A 16016-nucleotide genomic window follows, 5' to 3' on the forward strand; every position below is an offset into this window, starting at 1 on the left:
CTCTGGGATGCGGCTTTTGGTCCCTCTTCCCCGTAGGGTTGGGCCATGCGTGAGGCTTACCATGTCGAACTCGAACAGCTCGCCGAGAACCTAGCGAGCATGTCGCTCCAGGTCGCCGACGCGATGGAGCGGGCGACCCGGGCGTTGCTCGAGGTCGATCTCGGACTCGCCGAGCAGGTGATCAGCGACGACGCGAAGGTCGACGACGCGCGCGCCGAATGCGAAGAGCAGGCGTACGCGCTGCTGGCCCTGCAGGCACCCGTCGCGACCGACCTGCGGACCGTCCTCGCCGCGATCCACGCGGCGGAGAGCCTGGAGCGGATGGGTGACCTGGCACTGCACGTGGCCAAGGCCGCGCGCCGCCGTCACCCCGACCCTGTGCTGCCCGACGCCGTGCGTGGTGACTTCGCCAAGATGGGCGAGGTCGGCGTGAGCCTGGCCCGTCAGGTCGAGCAGGTCATCAAGTCCAAGGACGTCGAGGCCGCCCGCACGATCGAGTCGGACGACGACGAGGTCGACGAGATCCACAAGCACCTGTTCACGGTCATCATGGACCGGAACTGGGACCACGGCGTCGCCGCGGCCGTGGACGTCACCCTGCTGGGCCGCTTCTATGAGCGCTTCGCCGACCACGCCGTTTCGGTCGCGCGCCGGATGATCTTCGTCGTGACCGGCAAGATGCCCGGCTACGGCCCCGACGAGCTGTAGTCCTCGCGTCCGGTCCTCTGGATGCGTAAAGGGCTTCCCAAGCGCGTGAAGGCCCCCTTCCCTCAGCTGACCTGTGGGAAGGGGGCCTTCACGCGCTTGGGAAGCCGACGGAGCGACGGTGAGACGTGGGTCCGGTGTCGTGGTGAGTGACGATTCGACTCAGGGCCAAGCATGTCTTAGGTACCTGCTGGGTTCTGGCTGCGATTGATCGCAGGTGCGGTCCGTGAAGGGCCCCTTGCCTACCCCGAAGGTAGGGAAGGAGGCCTTCACGGACTTGCGGATCGCCACATGCGGCCCGCGTGCACCAGCAACCACAGCGGCCGCGCGTGAAGGACCCCTTCCCTCGGCTCAGCCGAGGAGACTCGACCTTCACCCTTGTCCAAGTACGCGGGCGGCGGCACCGTGTGGCTCATGTGGCAGACGACCGGCAGAGGTCTTCGCCGGGCAGCGCGACGGCGAGACCTCACCGTCGCGCGTAGCCCTGCGGAAACGAGCGACTATCCGAAGCGTCCCGAGATGTAGTCCTCGGTCGCCTTCTCGTTCGGGTTCGAGAAGATCTTCTCGGTGTCGTTCAGCTCCACCAGCTGCCCCGGCTGGCCGACACCCGCCAGGTTGAAGAACGCGGTCTGGTCCGAGACCCGCGCCGCCTGCTGCATGTTGTGCGTCACGATGACGATCGTGTACTCCTTCTTGAGCTCACCGATCAGGTCCTCGATGGCGAGCGTCGAGATCGGGTCGAGCGCGGAGCACGGTTCGTCCATCAGCAGCACGTCCGGCCGCACGGCGATCGCCCGCGCGATGCAGAGCCGCTGCTGCTGACCACCGGAGAGGCCGCCGCCGGGCTTGTTCAGCCGGTCCTTGACCTCGTTCCACAGGTTCGCGCCGCGCAGGGCACGCTCGGCGACCTCGTCGAGTTCCTTCTTGCCCTTGGTGCCGCCGAGGCGCAGGCCCGCCACGACGTTGTCGCGGATCGACATCGTCGGGAACGGGTTGGGCCGCTGGAACACCATGCCGATAGTGCGGCGGACCTGTACCGGGTCGACCCCGGCGCCGTAGATGTCCTCGCCGTCGAGCAGCACCTCACCCTCGACGCGGGCGCCGGGGATGACCTCGTGCATACGGTTCAGCGTGCGCAGCACCGTCGACTTGCCGCAGCCCGACGGGCCGATGAACGCGGTGACGTTCCGCGGCGGCACCGAGAGGGTGACGCCGTCCACGGCGTGGAATTTGCCGTAGTAGATGTCCACGTCTTTGACGTCGATTCGTTTGGCCATCTCAAACAGCTCACTTCTTCTTCGGGGCGACAAGACGGGCAAAGAGCATGGCGAGGAGGTTCACGATCGCGATGATCAGCACCAGGGTGAGCGCGGCACCCCAGATCCTGTCGAACGCGACGGTACCTTCGTCGAACGGGTTGCTGACCCGTTCGTTGTTCATCAGAAGCGGCAAAGCAGCCTGCTCGCCACCGAAGATGTCCCAGTTCACGTAGGCGGAGTACCCCACGAGCACCAGCAGCGGCGCGGTCTCGCCCATGACCCTGGCGAGCGCCATCATGATGCCGCCGATGATGCCGGACAGCGCGGTCGGCAGGACGATCTTCATGATCGTCTTCCACTTCGGCACGCCGAGCGCGTAGGAGGCTTCGCGCAGGTCGTCCGGGACGATCCGCAGCATCTCTTCCGACGAACGCACGACCACCGGGATCATCAGCAGCACCAGGGCGAGCGACACGGCGAAACCGCTGCGCGGGAGGCCGAACGTCGTGATCCACAGCGCGTAGATGAACAGCGCGGCGACGATCGAGGGGACACCGGAAAGGATGTCCACCATGAACGTCGTGATCTTCGCGAGCTTGCCGCGGCCGTATTCGACCAGGTAGATCGCGACCAGCATGCCGATCGGGACGGCGATGACCGCGCAGACCAGGCCCTGCAGCACCGAGCCGATGACGGCGTGCAGCACGCCGCCGCCGACCTCGTCCGACAGCACCGAGCCGAAGTCCTCGGTCCACCAGTTGCTGTAGGGGATCCGCTTGACGCCGTTGATGACCACCGTGGCGAGCAGCCACACCAGCGGCACGACGGCGATCAGGAACGACAGCCAGATCAGGACGGTCGCGAGGCCGTTCTTGGTCTTCCTCGCCAGGCTGACCTGCTGGAAGGCGGGGGTGGACGCGGGGGTCTTCTCGAGCGTGGTGGACATGCTCAGTCCCCCTTCTTGGCGATGATGGATCGCGCGGCGAAGTTGACGAGGAACGTCAGCAGGAACAGCACCAGACCGGCCGCGATGTACGCGCCCGCCGAGATCTCGTTGTTGAGTTCCGCGTAGTCCGCCGCGATCTTCGAGGCGAACGTGGCGCCGCCGTCGAAGAGGCTCCAGGTGAACTCGCGGCCCACCGCGCCGGTCAGGATGATCGCGAGCGCGATCGTCTCGCCGAGCGCGCGGCCGAGGCCCAGCATCGAGGCGCCGATGTAGCCCGCCTTGCCGAAGGGCAGCACCGTGGTGCGGATGACCTCCCAGCGGGTGGCGCCCAGCGCCAGCGCGCCTTCGATGTGCGGGGTCGGGGTCCGCTCGAACACCTCACGGGACAGCGAGGTGATGATCGGCAGGATCATCACGGCGAGCACGATGCCCGCGGTGAAGATCGTGCCGCGCATGTCCGGCGAGACGTTGCCCGCCGCGAAGATCGGGATCCACGAGAAGGTGTCGTTGACCCACTTGGAGAAGGGCTCGATCGTCGGCGCGAAGACCATCAGGCCCCACAGGCCGTAGATGATCGACGGGACGGCGGCGAGCAGGTCGATCACGTACGCGAAGGGCTTCGCCAACCGCTTCGGCGCGTACTGCGTCAGGAAGAGAGCGATGCCGAGCGAGATCGGCATCGCGATGATCAGCGCCAGCAGCGCGGAGTAGACCGTGACCAGCAGCAGGCCCATGATGCCGAACTTCATGTCGTTCGGCTCGGTCTGCCAGACCTGGCTGGTCAGGAAGTTCACGTTGTCGGCCTGGAGCGCCGGGATGGCCTGCACCAGCAGGAACAGCCCGATCAGGCCGATCAGCGAGACGACGAAGACGCCGGCTCCGGTGGTCAGGATCTGGAAGATGCGGTCACCGGGCCGCACCGTCCGGGAATTGGGGCTCGCGAGTTGCACCGAGGACTTCTCGGGCGGTGACGCGGCAGGTTGCTCCGAAATCGGGTCCTCCGTGAAGGTCTCGCGGACGCCAGAACGCCCACCGGGGGCGCCGGTGGGCGTTCTGGGCGAAGACGAATCGCTCATCGACTACTTCTGTCCAGCCTGTTTACTGATCAACCGTAAGGTCGGCAACAGGGTCAGGCGATGGCCTTGACAGCGGTCAGGACCTTGTCCTGCAGGCTCTGCGGGATCGGCACGTAGCCCTTGTCCGAAAGCGGCTTCTGACCGTCGGTGGCGGCGACGTTCAGGAACGCCTTGACGGCCTTGGCGACCTCGGCGTCGGCGTACTTCGAGCAGACGATCTCGTAGGTGGCGAGGATGATCGGGTAGGTACCGGCGACGTTGCTGGAGTAGATCGCGTTCAGGTCCAGCGCGAGGTCGTTGGTGCCCTCCTTCTTGAACTTCGCCGCGTCGAGGGCCTTGGCGACGTTCGCCGCGGTGAGCTCGACACCGCCGGAGCCGCTGTCGATCAGGGCGGCGTTGATGCCGTCCTTCGCGAACGCGGACTCGACGTAGGTGATCGCGCCGTCGGTGGCCTTGACCGCGCTGGCCACACCGTTGGACTTCTCGGCACCGTTACCGACGCCACCGGCGAACTTCTTGCCGTCGCCCTGGGTCCAAGCGCCCTTCGAAGCGGCCTTCAGGTACTTCTGGAAGTTGTCGGTGGTGCCCGACTCGTCAGAGCGCGAGATGACCTGGATGGCCTTGTCCGGCAGGTTGACGGCCTCGTTGCCCTTGACCGCCTTGATGGCCGGGTCGTTCCACTTGGTGATGCCACCGTTGAAGATCTTGGCGGTGACCTCGGGGGTCAGGGTCAGCTTGTCGACCCCGGAAACCTTGTACGCGACGGCTACCGGGCCGATGACGAGCGGGAGGTTCCACGCGTCGGAGGCGCAGCGGGCCTTGGCCTTCTCGGCTTCCTCGCCGTCTTTGAGGGGCGAGTCCGAGCCGGCGAAGTCGACCTGGTTCGCGTTGAACTGCTTGATGCCCGCGCCGGAACCGCTGGGGTTGTAGTTCACCTTCTGGCCGGCGCACTTGGCGGCGTACTGCTGCACGAAGATGTCGATCGCGGTCTTCTGCGCGGACGAGCCCTCGGCCGACAGCGGGTTCTTGCCGCCGCATTCGACGCCTGCCGTGCCGCTGGGCGCGGAAGCGGCACCCGAGCCCTCGGTCTTCGTCGCCGCCGGGTCGGATCCACAGGCGCCGAGCACGAGGGCGGCGGTGGCCACGATGCCGATCGCGCCCGCGGGCCGCATGATCTTCACTGCATTTCCTCCACTGGGAGACTTTCGCCGGATCGGTGGAACGGGAGCGTTCCTTCCGGATCCGGACACTAAGCACCGACAGTGGACAGGCGACCGTCTAAGGGTGAACGGCAAGTGAACAAGGCGGCCGATGTGAGCAGCGCGACTACTCCGAAAGTGGTCCGTGTCCTGCCCGTGACCTGGGCGTCTGCTCTCCGTGACCGGTCAAGTGCCGCACGTGTGAACGCGGTTACCGAGCGTATTGGACGTCGACCTCGTACCGGGTGAAGCCGAGCTTCGAATAGACCGCGAGCGCGGCAACGTTGTCACCCTCTACGTACAAGATCACCTGGCCCAGCCCGCGATCACGGAGATACCGCAGCCCGGCGAGCGTGAGCGCCTTCCCGAGGCCGCCGCCCTGCGCGTCCGGATCGATGCCGACGACGTAGACCTCACCGGCGGGCTCGCCGCCGAACCGGCCGGGAATCGCCTCGTGGACCTTCGTCCAGTGGAAGCCGACGACCTTCCCGTCCTCTTCCGCGAGGAAGAAGCCCTCGGGGTCGAACCAGGCTTCCTTCTCGGTCGCCCGGACCTCGTCGGCGGTCAGGGCGCCCTGCTCGGGGTGCCAGTCGAAGGCGCGCGCGTTGACGCGGACCATCGCTTCCTCGTCCTGACCGGGGACGAACGTGCGCAGCGTGACCCCTTCGCGCGGCGCGGGTTCCGGCCAGTCCGCAGTCTCGACGTCGACGTGCAGGATCAGCAGTTCACGGGCGCGTTCGAAACCCTCGGTCCCGGCGATGTGAACGGCGGCCGGATGGTCGCCGTGCGCCCAGACGCGCAGCGGCTTGCCGTCGACCCGTTCGACGAGCGCCCTGGTGGCCGCCCGGCCGTGACCGGACCGCCGGTGCGCGGGGTGGACGAACAGCTCGGCGACCTGATTGCCGTGTGAGTCGCCTTCGGTGTCCAGGTGCGCGTACACGACCAGCTCACCGTCGACATGACCCAAGAGGTGCTGTCCACCGGCGAAACCGGTGTCCTGGGGGTCACCGTCGGCCTCGCGCACGGCGAGGAGGAAGTCGTGGATCTCTTCCGTGTCCGGTTCACCGGTCCAAGCCAGATCAAGCATGAAATCGACCCTACCCGGGAACCCGGTTCCCGCCCGGACGTCTTGTCAGGCAGGAGAGGAAGGGAATCAGTGCGCGGAAAGCTCGCTCGGCTCGTAGACGCTCGAGTTCGGGGCGACGGCCTGCTGCTTGGCCGCGGCGCCCTTGGAGGGCCGCTCGAACTTGTAGCCGACGTTGCGCACGGTCCCGATCATCTGCTCGTGCTCCGGGCCCAGCTTGGCGCGCAGGCGCCGGACGTGGACGTCGACCGTGCGCGTGCCACCGAAGAAGTCGTAGCCCCAGACCTCCTGCAGCAGCTGGGCGCGGGTGAAGACCCGTCCGGCGTGCTGCGCGAGGTACTTGAGGAGTTCGAACTCCTTGTAGGTGAGTTCGAGAGTGCGCTTGCGGAGCTTCGCGGTGTAGGTCGCCTCGTCGATGACCAGCTCGCCGACCCGCAGTTCGGCGTCGACCTGCGAGGCGGCGCCGTCGCGGGTGGTGACCAGCCGCAGCCGGGCGTCGACCTCGGCGGGGCCGGCCGTCGGGAGCAGGATGTCGTCGGTGCGCCATTCCGCGCTGACAGCGACCAGCCCGCCTTCGCCGACGACGGCGATGACCGGGGTGGAAGCCTCGTCCTCGCCGGCGCCCTTGAGCAGGCGGCAGAGGCTCTTCGCGGAGGCGAGATCGGTGCGGGCGTCGAGGATGATGACGTCGCGGTGGCCGGCGTCGAGGAGCGCGGTCACTTCCGGGGCACGGACGCGTACGGTGTGGGGCAGCAGATCGAGAGCGGGCAGCACCCCGGTCGCATCGGGTTCCGCAGTCAACACCAGAAGGTCCAGGCTCATCGCCGCACCGCCCTAACTCGTAGTCGCCTCGAACGTGGCTACAGCCGGTGCTTAGTGAGAATAGCGGGTGAACAGCCTGGGACCTACCCCGTGCTGGATCGATCACACCTGGCCAAAGAGGTTTACGAAGGAGATTTGACGCGATGGTGAGCAGGCCCGTGGCGCGTGACGAACGGCCGTCCCCAGGCCGGTCCGCCAAGCGACCGAAGCGGCGTGGACGGGGCTGGCTCATCGCCCTCGCGGTGCTACTGGTGCTGCTGGTCGGGGCCGATTTCGGGGCGGCGGCGTTCGCCGAGCACACGATCTCCCAGAAGGCCCGCGAACAGCTGAAGCTGGCCAACGATCCGGCGGTCACGGTGCACGGTTTTCCGTTCCTCACCCAGGCCCTCTCCGGTGACTACAGTCACATCACCCTCAACGCCCAGGGCGTGGCCGTTCCGCCGAAGCTGCGTGACGTGGACTTCAACGCGGACATGAGCGACGTCACGGCGCCGCTCTCGGACCTGACGTCCGGCAACACCAAGTCGATCGTCATCGGCACGCTCAAGGGCGAGGTGACGATCAAGGCCGCGGACATCGCGCGGCAGGCGCCGCTGGACAGGATCGACAACCTGAAGATCGAGCCGGTCACCGAGGACTACGTCCGCAACGGCGACAGCGGGCAGGGCGAGACGAAGCCCACGACGACCACCGACGAGAACGGCGAGCCGGTGGACTCCTCCAGCGCCGGGATCCGGGTCTCGGGCAACGTGCAGATCGCCGGGCAGAAGGTGGAGATCTTCTGCTTCGCGATGATCGAACTGGACGGGCAGAAGATCCGTCTCGAGCCGAAGCGACTGCAGTTCGGGAATGACAAGGAGACCACCGTCGTTCCCCAGGCGGTGCAGGACGCGCTGCTGCCGAATTTCAACGCGACCATCGACACCGGCGCGATGCCGTTCTCGGTGACCCCGACGTCGGTGCGCGTGAACAGCGGTTCGGTGACCATCAAGGGTGAGGGCAAGAACGTCGCCTTCAACGGAGCGAAGCCCCAGGGGTGAGCGGATTTGACCGGAGTGTGGGTGCTGCTGGGCGTCTTGGTGCTCGGCGGGGTCGCGGGGGCGCTGCTGCAGGCGCGCAACGGCCGCATCAGGGCCGCGAAGGCTTCTGACGTGACGAAGCTGCCGGAGCGTGTCTCCGGCGCCCTCGCCCCCGAAGGCGTCACCCTGGTCCAGATCTCCACCACGTTCTGCGCGCCCTGTCGCCACACCCGCGTGATCCTGTCGGCGCTCGCGGAGAAGACCGACGGCCTCACGCACGTCGATCTGGACGTCACCGAGACCCCCGAAGTCGCCCAGGCACTTTCGGTATTGCGGACTCCGACGACGCTGGCCTTGACGCCGGACGGCCGGGAGGTCTTCCGCGTCGGCGGCGTTCCCCGAGGTCAGGAGCTTCTCGAAGCCCTGAAACCCCACCTGGCGAACGTCTGATCCCGAATTTTGGGAAGCGTCCCAAGGTGTGAACACGGTTCCCAACCTGAGGGAGCTCTGCGTACCCTCGCACCCGTGAACAGGCTGCCCCGAACCTTGCTGACCCAGCGCCGCGCAGTGGATCTGTGCCGCGTTCGCAGCAGCCTGTGTCCGGCCTGCTGATCGCGCCTTCGAAGCCGCTGCGCGCGCCCTGTCCCGGCACGCACCTCTTTCCCTCTCGTTCGCAGGAGGATCCATGTCCGCAGGACCGGCCGTCGACCCCCGGGGTCCGCGTTTCGCCGCCATCCTGACGACGATCGTGCTCGCGGTCGTGCTCATCACCCAGTGGTGGCCACTGCTCGCGGCGCAGACGGTGGTGTTCGCGATCGGTGCCTTCGTCGGCCTGAAGCCGGCGCCGTACTCCCTGGTCTACCGCTACCTGGTGGCGCCGCGGCTCGGCCCGGCGACCGAACGCGAGGACGCCGCCCCGCTGCGGTTCGCGCAGGCCGTCGGCTTCGTTTTCGCTCTCGTCGGCACTGTCGGCTTCGCCTCCGGCCTGACCGCGCTCGGGTTCGTCGCGACGGCGTTCGCGCTGTTCGCGGCCTTCCTCAACGCGGCGTTCAACTTCTGTCTCGGTTGCGAGATGTACCTGCTCATCAAGCGTTTCAGCCCCAGCCCTCGCGCGTCCTAACCAGAAAGAGAGTCAGCTCCATGAGCCGTGAAGACGTCCTGGTCACCACCCAGTGGGCCGAGGAGAACCTGGACACCCCGGGTGTCGTGTTCATCGAGGTCGACGAGGACACGACCGCGTACGACAACGGACACATCCGCGGTGCGGTGAAGTTCGACTGGCGCAAGGACCTGCAGGACGGGGTCCGCCGCGACTTCGTCGACAAGGAGGGCTTCGAGAAGCTCCTCTCGGAGAAGGGCGTCTCGAACGACGACCGCGTCGTCCTCTACGGCGGCAACAACAACTGGTTCGCCGCGTACGCGTACTGGTACTTCAAGCTCTACGGCCACGAGAACGTGCAGCTGCTCGACGGCGGCCGCAAGAAGTGGGAACTCGACGGCCGCGAGCTGAACGCGGACGAGGTCAAGCGCGAGGCCACCACGTACCAGGCCAAGGAGCAGGACCTCTCGATCCGCGCGTTCCGAGACGAGGTCGTCCAGGCCATCGGCGGCAGCAACTTCGTCGACGTGCGTTCGCCCGACGAGTTCTCCGGCAAGCTGCTCGCCCCGGCGCACCTGCCGCAGGAGCAGTCGCAGGTCCCCGGCCACATCCCGGGCGCGCTGAACGTCCCTTGGGCCAAGGTCGCCAATGAGGACGGCACCTTCAAGACCGAGGACGAGATCAAGGAGCTGTACTCCGACGAGGGCCTCGACGAGTCGAAGTCCACGATCGCGTACTGCCGCATCGGCGAGCGTTCGTCCATCGCGTGGTTCGCGCTGCACGAGCTCCTCGGATACGACGCCGTGAAGAACTACGACGGTTCATGGACGGAATACGGCTCGCTCGTCGGCGTGCCGGTCGAGTTGGGAGCTAAGTGATGGCGGACGACAGCTGCGGCGCACCGGTCCAGGAGGCCACGCCCGCCGATTACGACACCCGCGGCCAGGTCGTGCTGGCCGGCAAGGTGACCGGCACGGAAGGGCCCGTAGGCGGCGCCTTCGTGCGGTTGCTGGACGGCGGCGGCGACTTCACCGGCGAGGTCGTCTCGTCGGCCGACGGCGACTTCCGCTTCTACGCGGCCCCCGGCGATTGGACGGTGCGCGCGCTGCACCGCTCCGGCAACGGCGAGGCCTCGGTCACCGCTCAGGGTCCCGGCGTGCACCAGCTCGCCATCGCGGTGTCCTAGGTCGCGCGCTGACGGAAAACGCGCCGAAGGGGCGTCGTTCCGCATTCACCTCACGGTGAGCGCGGAGGGCGCCCCTTCATCGCGTTTCCGTGGGCCTCCGGCCCAAAAGAGGCGCGCGACGTGAAGTCTCCGTCGGGCGCGGAGCGCCCTTGGGGAGACCGTGTGGGCACTACCACCACCCCTTCGCGGGGCTGTGCTTCCAGGTAGCGACTAAAGTGCGTGGCGTGGAGATCCTGTTTACGACCCTGCTGGTGCTCGCCGGCGTCGCGATCACCTGGTTCGCCGTGTACGTCGTCTACCGGCTTTACGCGGACCAGCGCTGACCCATGACGGCGAGTGGCGACGAGGCCATCCAGGCCGCGGAGAAGCGCGCGGAAGAAACGCGCGAACGTAACCTCCCCCAGTTCGACGACATGCCCATCCCGGGCGACACGGCGAATCTGCGCGAGGGCCCGAACCTCGATGACGCCTGCCTGGCGCTCCTGCCGCTGGTCGGCGTGTGGCGCGGTGAAGGCGAGGTCGACTACCCGACCATCGAAGGCCCGCGCCGGTTCGGCATGCAGCTGACCATCGCGCACGACGGCCGCCCCTTCCTCACGCACGAGGCACGCGCCTGGCTGCTCGACGAAGAAGGCAAGGTCATCCGTCCCGCCGCGCGGGAGTCCGGATTCTGGCGCCCGCAGGCCGACGACACGATCGAACTGCTGCTGACCCACAACACCGGCATCGTGGAACTCTTCTACGGCAAGCCGCGCGGCAAGGCTTCGGTCCCGGCCTGGGAGCTGGGCACCGACGCCATCGTCCGCACATCGACGGCCAAGGACGTCACGGCCTCTTCGCGGCTCTACGGCATCGTCAACGGCGAACTCGGCTACGTCGAGGAGCGCGCCATGATGGGCCAGGAACTGCAGCCGCACACGTCGGCGCTGCTGCGTCGCGTGGTGGGCTGACCGTTTCCCGTGCGGTGGCGTGCCTACGGCGAGCACGCCGCCCTGCTGGACTGCGATTCCCTGGCCCAGACGATCGCGGCGCACGCCACGGTGTCGTCCGCGCGCCCGGCCGGGATCACCGAGCTCGTCCCCGGCGCCCGCAGCCTGCTCGTGGTGGAAACCCCGGGCTCCGGCGCCCTCTCGGCCGTCCGTGACCTCCTGTCCGGCGCCGATCTCGAACATCCGCCCGCAGGTGAACCCCGCGAGATCACCCTGGACGTCACCTACGACGGCGAAGATCTCGACCTCGTCGCACGGGATGCCGGAGTGTCCACTGAGGACGTTGTCCGGCTGCACACCGGCGCCGTCTACACCGTGGCCTTCACCGGTTTCGCGCCTGGTTTCGGCTACCTGACAGGACTTCCCGAACCACTTCGGCAGCCGAGGCTGTCGTCTCCGCACACTCGCGTGCCACCGGGTTCGGTCGGGATCGCGGGCGAGTTCACCGGCGTGTACCCGCGCGTCTCGCCCGGTGGCTGGCGGCTGATCGGCCACACGCGGACCGTCCTGTTCGATCCGCGCGCCGACCCGCCCACGCTGCTGGCGCCCGGCGATCGCGTGCGGTTCCGGTGTGCCGGATGAGGGCTCTCGAAGTGGTCCGGCCGGGTCCGCTCGCACTGGTCCAGGACCTCGGCAGGCCCGGCTACGCCCATCTCGGCGTCCCGCCGTCCGGCGCGCTGGACGTCCCGGCGCTGCGCCTGGCCAACCGGCTCGTCGGCAACGACGAGGACGCCGCAGGCGTCGAGTGCCTGTTCGGCGGCCTGGAACTGCGCGCGACGACGTCCTGCACGATCGCGGTGACCGGCCCGGCCGTCGAGGTCGAGGTCGACGGGCGCGCCGTCGGCTCGCACGCGCCGGTGTGGCTGGCCGCGGGCCAAGCCCTGGCGATCGGCGCCCCTGCCACCGGATTGCGGTGCTACCTGGCGGTTTCCGGTGGGATCGCGATCGACGCGGAACTCGGCAGCCGATCGCGGGACGTCCTCTCGGGGATCGGGCCCGCACCGCTGAAGACGGGCGACGTCCTCCCGCTCGGCACACCGTCCCCGCTTGGAGGCGCCGACGTCGTACTGCCCACGGTCGCTCCGGCCTCGCTGGTCGTGCCGATCGATCCGGGCCCGCGGGCGCACTGGTTCGAGGACCTGGCGGCCGGGCTCGCGAAGACGTGGAGGGTGACGGCGGAGTCGAACCGCGTCGGTCTCCGGCTCGACGGACCCGCTTTGACCCGCGAGGGCGAACACGCCGGGCGGGAGCTACCGAGCGAAGGGCTGCTGACCGGCGCCGTCCAGGTGCCGCCGAACGGGCTGCCGGTCGTGTTCTTGGCGGATCATCCAACTACCGGTGGTTATCCGGTGGCCGCGGTGGTGAGACGGGCGTCACTCCCTGCCCTCGCGCAGGCCCGTCCCGGAACCCTTCTCCGCTTTCACTCGTCCACGAGGGTGTGGAACAGGTAAAGGTCGACGGTGGCACGGGTGTCATCGACACGAATTCGGTCCCTTCGCAGCCCGAACTCCCGCAGTCGCTGCGGATCGCACTGGCCACCGGTCAGATGCGGCGTCCGCTCGGCGACACGCTCCGCCCGCTTCTCGATCTCTTCGCCGACGGCGACTACCAGGTCGATGGCCCCGAACGGCTGGTCGAGGACCGCTACCTGACCCCGAGCGCCGACTGGCCGCCCGCCGACGTCTCGCGGGTCGGCTACTACCGGACGGCGATCAAGAGCGGGCACCGGCCGGTCGCGGTCGTGCTGGAAACCTCCGACGCGGCGGTGATCCTCGACGGGCACCACAAGATCGCGGCCTATCGCGAAGAAGCGATCCTGCCGCACCTGCTGATCATCAGCCCGCTCAGCTGATGGACACGCCGCGATTCCGCGATCCTCAGATCCGGATCCAGGACTTCGCGGACGAGCCGATCCTCGTCCTCTGTCCGCGCTGCGCCGACCGGGCCTCGGTGACCGCCTCCCGGCTCACCTGCCCCGCGTGCGGACTGGTGCGGGAAAATCCGCTGCCCGATTTCCACGCGTGGAACCGGCCGATCGACCCGTTCTTCCACGAACCCCTGTGGCTGCGCGCCGATTGTCGCGGCGGGAACACCCTGTGGGCGTTCCACGAAAGTCACCTCGACCTCATCGAACGGTTCGTCGCGGCGAAGCTGCGCGAACGCGGGCTCGGGGACAGCCCCGGCATGACCTTGGTCGCGCGGCTGCCGTCGTGGATGACGGCGGCGAAGAACCGCGACGAGGTCCTTCGCGCCATCACCAAGCTGCGCGCGACGCTCAGCTGATCGCGTATTCGCTCTCGTACGCGGCGGCCAGCTCAGCGTGGATCGCGCTGGAGTCGCCGAGCGCGACGCCGTCGAGCGTGTGCACCCTGGTCAGTTTGCGAACCGACGAGGCGAGGAACAGCCCCTCGCCCTCGCTGAGGTCGGAGACCTGGAGCGGCTCGACCTTGACCGACCAGCCCGCCCGCTCGGCACCCCGGAACAGCGCCGCCTGCGTCGTCCCCGGCAGGATGCCGATGCTCGCCGGCGGCGTGTAGAGCGTCTTGTCCTTCGCGAGGACGACCGTCGAAGTCGGTCCTTCGAAGACCGAACCGTTGGCGGCGGTGAAAATCACATCGCTCGCGCCGCGACGGCCCGCCTCGCGCAGCGCGGCCATGTTGACGCCATACGAAATCGACTTCGCGCCCAGCAGCAACCACGGCGCGCGCTCGGCGAGTTCGGGCTCGATGCCCCGTTCGAGGGTGATCGCCGCGACGCCTTCGACGCGGGCCCGCAGGACCTTCTCGTCGATCTCCACGCCGAGCGCGAACCCGAACGGCTTCGCTTCCGGATCGCCGTCGATTCCCCTGGTGTACACCAGTTTCAGAGCGATCTCGGCGGTGCCGGACCAGTTGTCGATGACGACCTGCGCGGCGCGCTCCCAGTCCGCGAGGTCCGGCTCCGGCAGGTCGAGCATGGCCGCGGAACGGGCCAGGCGCTCGAGGTGCGGGCGGAGTTCACGGGGGCGTCCGTCGACGACGAGGATCGTCTCGAACACGCCGTCGCCGCGAAGCAACCCGAGATCGTCTACCCGCAGGTGAGCGGCTTCGGGGTCGGCCAGGGTCCCGTCGAGAAAGGCAAGCACGCGCATACGGACACGGTACTCACTAGCATGGGTTTCATGCCCTACCGCTCCCCCCTGCTCGACCTTCCCGGACCGATCGCGGCACCCGACGGGCATCCTGAGGAGGGTGTCCCGTGGCATTGGGGAGACCCCTTCGCCGAGCAACGGACGGCGGCGCGCGGCGCGGTCGTGATCGACCGTTCGCATCGCGAGATCCTGGCCGTGACCGGGGAAGAACGGTTGTCCTGGCTGCATTTGGTGATCTCGCAGCACGTCACCGGGCTCGCCGAGGGCACCGGCACCGAGGCGCTCGTGCTGGACAGCCAGGGCCGCGTCGACACGCACATGGTCGTCGCGCATTCCGAGGGCACGGTGTGGCTGGACAGCGACAGGGGCGCCGTGGCTTCCAGCGCGTTGCCGTCCGGCGGCAAGCAGACGCTGCGCGAGTACCTCGAAGCGATGAAGTTCTGGTCCAAAGTGGACATCCGAGATGTGTCGGACGAGCTGGCGCTGCTGACCGTCCTCGGCCCCGAAGCGGACCGCGTGCTGGCCACCGTGGGTGTCTCGCTGGGCTCGGACCCGTACTCGGTCGCTCCGATCCCCGGCGGTTTCGCGCGGCGGATGCCGTGGCCGGGGCGGCACAGCGCCGACCTCGCCGTGCCTCGCGCCGAACTCGCCGACTGGTGGCGCCGCCTGACCGACGCGGGCGCGCGACCGGCGGGCAGCTGGGCGTTCGACGCGCTGCGGGTCGAGTCGCTGCGGCCGCGGCTGGGGATCGACACCGACGATCGCACGATCCCGCACGAGGTGAACTGGGTCGACTCCGCCGCGCACGTGGCGAAGGGCTGCTACCGCGGCCAGGAGACCGTCGCGAAGGTCCACAACGTCGGGCGGCCGCCGCGGTACATGGCGTTGCTGCACCTGGACGGTTCGCCGGAGATCACGCCGGAGACCGGCGACCCGGTGGTGCTGGGCGAACGGACCGTCGGGCGGGTCGGCAGCGTGGTGCAGCACCACGAACTGGGACCGATCGCGCTGGCGCTGGTCAAACGCTCGACGCGACCGGGTGCCGAACTGCTGGTCGGCGCCGAGGACCGCGTCGTGCAGGCGGCCATCGATCCGGACTCGGTGCCGGGTGAGGCTCCCGCTCCCGGCCGGGAGGCCGCTCAACGACTGCGGGGCTGAGCTGGGTTTCTGGCTCCGGTCCGGTCCGTGAAGGACTCGTTGAGGGACCTGGGTCCCGCAGGCTCCGGGACCCGTCACTTTCGCCTCAGCTGCCCCACCAGAGTGAAGGCCCCCTTGCCTCGGCTGAGCGAAGGAAACTCGACCTTCACACCTTCCCCAGTACATGAAGGCCAGCCAACGAGGCCGACGGGGCTGAAGGGGACTTTCCCACATCTCACGCCGCGAAGGACGCTTTCCCCGCATCACAGAGGCTGTTGCGTTTTGGGGCGACCTGCTGGTGATGATTTTGGTGTGGGCTGGTGATGCTGGGAGAATCCTGGTGTGGCTATGGGTTTTCGTCCGGT

Annotated in this window: 19 protein-coding genes; 12 read left to right on the top strand and 7 right to left on the bottom strand. The window is 68.1% G+C overall.

The window, feature by feature from the left end; all coding sequences use genetic code 11:
• Positions 1 to 45 precede the first annotated feature (45 nt).
• Positions 46 to 708: a phosphate signaling complex protein PhoU gene (gene phoU / locus ACFOSH_RS35385; protein WP_378244534.1), complete on the top strand. Its 663-nt coding sequence runs from the start codon at positions 46 to 48 to the stop codon at positions 706 to 708.
• Between the two features lie 497 nt (positions 709 to 1205).
• On the opposite strand, the gene pstB is transcribed toward phoU, so the two are convergent.
• The 6 genes from pstB to ACFOSH_RS35415 form a co-directional block, all read right to left on the bottom strand.
• A complete protein-coding gene (gene pstB, locus ACFOSH_RS35390; RefSeq protein ID WP_378244536.1) occupies positions 1206 to 1982 on the bottom strand; it encodes a phosphate ABC transporter ATP-binding protein PstB in 777 nt (258 codons plus the stop codon).
• A gap of 10 nt (positions 1983 to 1992) precedes the next feature.
• On the bottom strand, positions 1993 to 2910 hold the full coding sequence (gene pstA / locus ACFOSH_RS35395) for a phosphate ABC transporter permease PstA (RefSeq protein WP_378244538.1): 918 nt from the start codon (positions 2908 to 2910) through the stop codon (positions 1993 to 1995).
• Positions 2911 to 2912: 2 nt separating this feature from the next.
• The gene (pstC, locus tag ACFOSH_RS35400) at positions 2913 to 3830 is read right to left on the bottom strand and encodes a phosphate ABC transporter permease subunit PstC (protein WP_378244572.1); all 918 of its coding nucleotides are present in this window, start codon (positions 3828 to 3830) and stop codon (positions 2913 to 2915) included.
• 209 nt (positions 3831 to 4039) lie between these two features.
• Positions 4040 to 5167 carry a phosphate ABC transporter substrate-binding protein PstS gene (gene pstS, locus ACFOSH_RS35405; protein ID WP_378244540.1) on the bottom strand — a complete coding sequence of 376 codons (1128 nt, stop codon included), beginning with the start codon at positions 5165 to 5167 and terminating at the stop codon, positions 4040 to 4042.
• 229 nt (positions 5168 to 5396) lie between these two features.
• Positions 5397 to 6272 (bottom strand): mycothiol synthase, encoded by an 876-nt coding sequence (gene mshD / locus ACFOSH_RS35410; protein WP_378244542.1) that lies wholly within the window; start codon positions 6270 to 6272, stop codon positions 5397 to 5399.
• 66 nt (positions 6273 to 6338) lie between these two features.
• Positions 6339 to 7091 carry a winged helix-turn-helix transcriptional regulator gene (locus ACFOSH_RS35415; RefSeq protein WP_378244544.1) on the bottom strand — a complete coding sequence of 251 codons (753 nt, stop codon included), beginning with the start codon at positions 7089 to 7091 and terminating at the stop codon, positions 6339 to 6341.
• 143 nt (positions 7092 to 7234) lie between these two features.
• On the opposite strand from ACFOSH_RS35415, the gene ACFOSH_RS35420 reads away from it, so the two are divergent.
• The 10 genes from ACFOSH_RS35420 to ACFOSH_RS35465 all read left to right on the top strand — a co-directional run bounded on the left by ACFOSH_RS35420 (position 7235) and on the right by ACFOSH_RS35465 (position 13667).
• Entirely contained in the window at positions 7235 to 8131 is an 897-nt protein-coding gene (locus ACFOSH_RS35420; RefSeq protein WP_378244546.1) for an LmeA family phospholipid-binding protein, read from the top strand.
• A gap of 6 nt (positions 8132 to 8137) precedes the next feature.
• A complete protein-coding gene (locus ACFOSH_RS35425; RefSeq protein WP_378244548.1) occupies positions 8138 to 8560 on the top strand; it encodes a TlpA family protein disulfide reductase in 423 nt (140 codons plus the stop codon).
• Between the two features lie 235 nt (positions 8561 to 8795).
• Positions 8796 to 9230, top strand: a complete 435-nt coding sequence (locus ACFOSH_RS35430; protein ID WP_378244550.1) for a DUF4395 domain-containing protein — start codon at positions 8796 to 8798, stop codon at positions 9228 to 9230.
• A 20-nt stretch (positions 9231 to 9250) separates the two neighbouring features.
• On the top strand, positions 9251 to 10087 hold the full coding sequence (locus tag ACFOSH_RS35435) for a sulfurtransferase (RefSeq protein WP_378244552.1): 837 nt from the start codon (positions 9251 to 9253) through the stop codon (positions 10085 to 10087).
• Positions 10087 to 10395, top strand: a complete 309-nt coding sequence (locus ACFOSH_RS35440; RefSeq protein WP_378244554.1) for a DUF1416 domain-containing protein — start codon at positions 10087 to 10089, stop codon at positions 10393 to 10395. The genes ACFOSH_RS35435 and ACFOSH_RS35440 overlap by 1 nt, the downstream gene beginning before the upstream one ends.
• A gap of 326 nt (positions 10396 to 10721) precedes the next feature.
• The gene (locus ACFOSH_RS35445; protein ID WP_378244556.1) at positions 10722 to 11345 is read left to right on the top strand and encodes an FABP family protein; all 624 of its coding nucleotides are present in this window, start codon (positions 10722 to 10724) and stop codon (positions 11343 to 11345) included.
• A 9-nt stretch (positions 11346 to 11354) separates the two neighbouring features.
• Positions 11355 to 11966, top strand: coding sequence for a 5-oxoprolinase subunit PxpB (pxpB, locus tag ACFOSH_RS35450; protein WP_378244558.1), 612 nt, complete (start codon positions 11355 to 11357; stop codon positions 11964 to 11966).
• Positions 11963 to 12835 (top strand): 5-oxoprolinase subunit C family protein, encoded by an 873-nt coding sequence (locus ACFOSH_RS35455; protein ID WP_378244560.1) that lies wholly within the window; start codon positions 11963 to 11965, stop codon positions 12833 to 12835. Before pxpB ends, ACFOSH_RS35455 begins: the two co-directional genes overlap by 4 nt.
• Positions 12823 to 13236, top strand: coding sequence for a hypothetical protein (locus tag ACFOSH_RS35460; RefSeq protein ID WP_378244562.1), 414 nt, complete (start codon positions 12823 to 12825; stop codon positions 13234 to 13236). The genes ACFOSH_RS35455 and ACFOSH_RS35460 overlap by 13 nt, the downstream gene beginning before the upstream one ends.
• Positions 13236 to 13667 carry a TFIIB-type zinc ribbon-containing protein gene (locus tag ACFOSH_RS35465; protein ID WP_378244564.1) on the top strand — a complete coding sequence of 144 codons (432 nt, stop codon included), beginning with the start codon at positions 13236 to 13238 and terminating at the stop codon, positions 13665 to 13667. The genes ACFOSH_RS35460 and ACFOSH_RS35465 overlap by 1 nt, the downstream gene beginning before the upstream one ends.
• On the opposite strand, the gene ACFOSH_RS35470 is transcribed toward ACFOSH_RS35465, so the two are convergent.
• Positions 13660 to 14514, bottom strand: a complete 855-nt coding sequence (locus ACFOSH_RS35470; protein WP_378244566.1) for an aminodeoxychorismate lyase — start codon at positions 14512 to 14514, stop codon at positions 13660 to 13662. The two genes, ACFOSH_RS35465 and ACFOSH_RS35470, sit on opposite strands and share 8 nt — an antisense overlap.
• Positions 14515 to 14544: 30 nt before the next feature.
• Between ACFOSH_RS35470 and ygfZ the strand changes: the two genes are divergently transcribed.
• The gene (gene ygfZ, locus ACFOSH_RS35475; RefSeq protein WP_378244568.1) at positions 14545 to 15672 is read left to right on the top strand and encodes a CAF17-like 4Fe-4S cluster assembly/insertion protein YgfZ; all 1128 of its coding nucleotides are present in this window, start codon (positions 14545 to 14547) and stop codon (positions 15670 to 15672) included.
• The last annotated feature ends 344 nt before the right edge of the window (positions 15673 to 16016 follow it).

It is taken from the genome of Amycolatopsis speibonae, from assembly GCF_042647925.1.
In the GTDB taxonomy this organism is placed as follows: Bacteria; Actinomycetota; Actinomycetes; order Mycobacteriales; family Pseudonocardiaceae; genus Amycolatopsis; species Amycolatopsis speibonae.

What these genes read in the sequence shown, in the direction of transcription:
- phoU (WP_378244534.1), top strand. Translation starts at nt 46, where the DNA reads ATGCGTGAGGCTTACCATGTCGAACTCGAACAGCTCGCCGAGAACCTA.
- pstB (WP_378244536.1), bottom strand. Translation starts at nt 1,982, where the DNA reads ATGGCCAAACGAATCGACGTCAAAGACGTGGACATCTACTACGGCAAA.
- pstA (WP_378244538.1), bottom strand. Translation starts at nt 2,910, where the DNA reads ATGTCCACCACGCTCGAGAAGACCCCCGCGTCCACCCCCGCCTTCCAG.
- mshD (WP_378244542.1), bottom strand. Translation starts at nt 6,272, where the DNA reads ATGCTTGATCTGGCTTGGACCGGTGAACCGGACACGGAAGAGATCCAC.
- ACFOSH_RS35415 (WP_378244544.1), bottom strand. Translation starts at nt 7,091, where the DNA reads ATGAGCCTGGACCTTCTGGTGTTGACTGCGGAACCCGATGCGACCGGG.
- ACFOSH_RS35420 (WP_378244546.1), top strand. Translation starts at nt 7,235, where the DNA reads ATGGTGAGCAGGCCCGTGGCGCGTGACGAACGGCCGTCCCCAGGCCGG.
- ACFOSH_RS35430 (WP_378244550.1), top strand. Translation starts at nt 8,796, where the DNA reads ATGTCCGCAGGACCGGCCGTCGACCCCCGGGGTCCGCGTTTCGCCGCC.
- ACFOSH_RS35435 (WP_378244552.1), top strand. Translation starts at nt 9,251, where the DNA reads ATGAGCCGTGAAGACGTCCTGGTCACCACCCAGTGGGCCGAGGAGAAC.
- ACFOSH_RS35440 (WP_378244554.1), top strand. Translation starts at nt 10,087, where the DNA reads ATGGCGGACGACAGCTGCGGCGCACCGGTCCAGGAGGCCACGCCCGCC.
- ACFOSH_RS35445 (WP_378244556.1), top strand. Translation starts at nt 10,722, where the DNA reads ATGACGGCGAGTGGCGACGAGGCCATCCAGGCCGCGGAGAAGCGCGCG.
- ACFOSH_RS35455 (WP_378244560.1), top strand. Translation starts at nt 11,963, where the DNA reads ATGAGGGCTCTCGAAGTGGTCCGGCCGGGTCCGCTCGCACTGGTCCAG.
- ACFOSH_RS35465 (WP_378244564.1), top strand. Translation starts at nt 13,236, where the DNA reads ATGGACACGCCGCGATTCCGCGATCCTCAGATCCGGATCCAGGACTTC.
- ACFOSH_RS35470 (WP_378244566.1), bottom strand. Translation starts at nt 14,514, where the DNA reads ATGCGCGTGCTTGCCTTTCTCGACGGGACCCTGGCCGACCCCGAAGCC.
- ygfZ (WP_378244568.1), top strand. Translation starts at nt 14,545, where the DNA reads ATGCCCTACCGCTCCCCCCTGCTCGACCTTCCCGGACCGATCGCGGCA.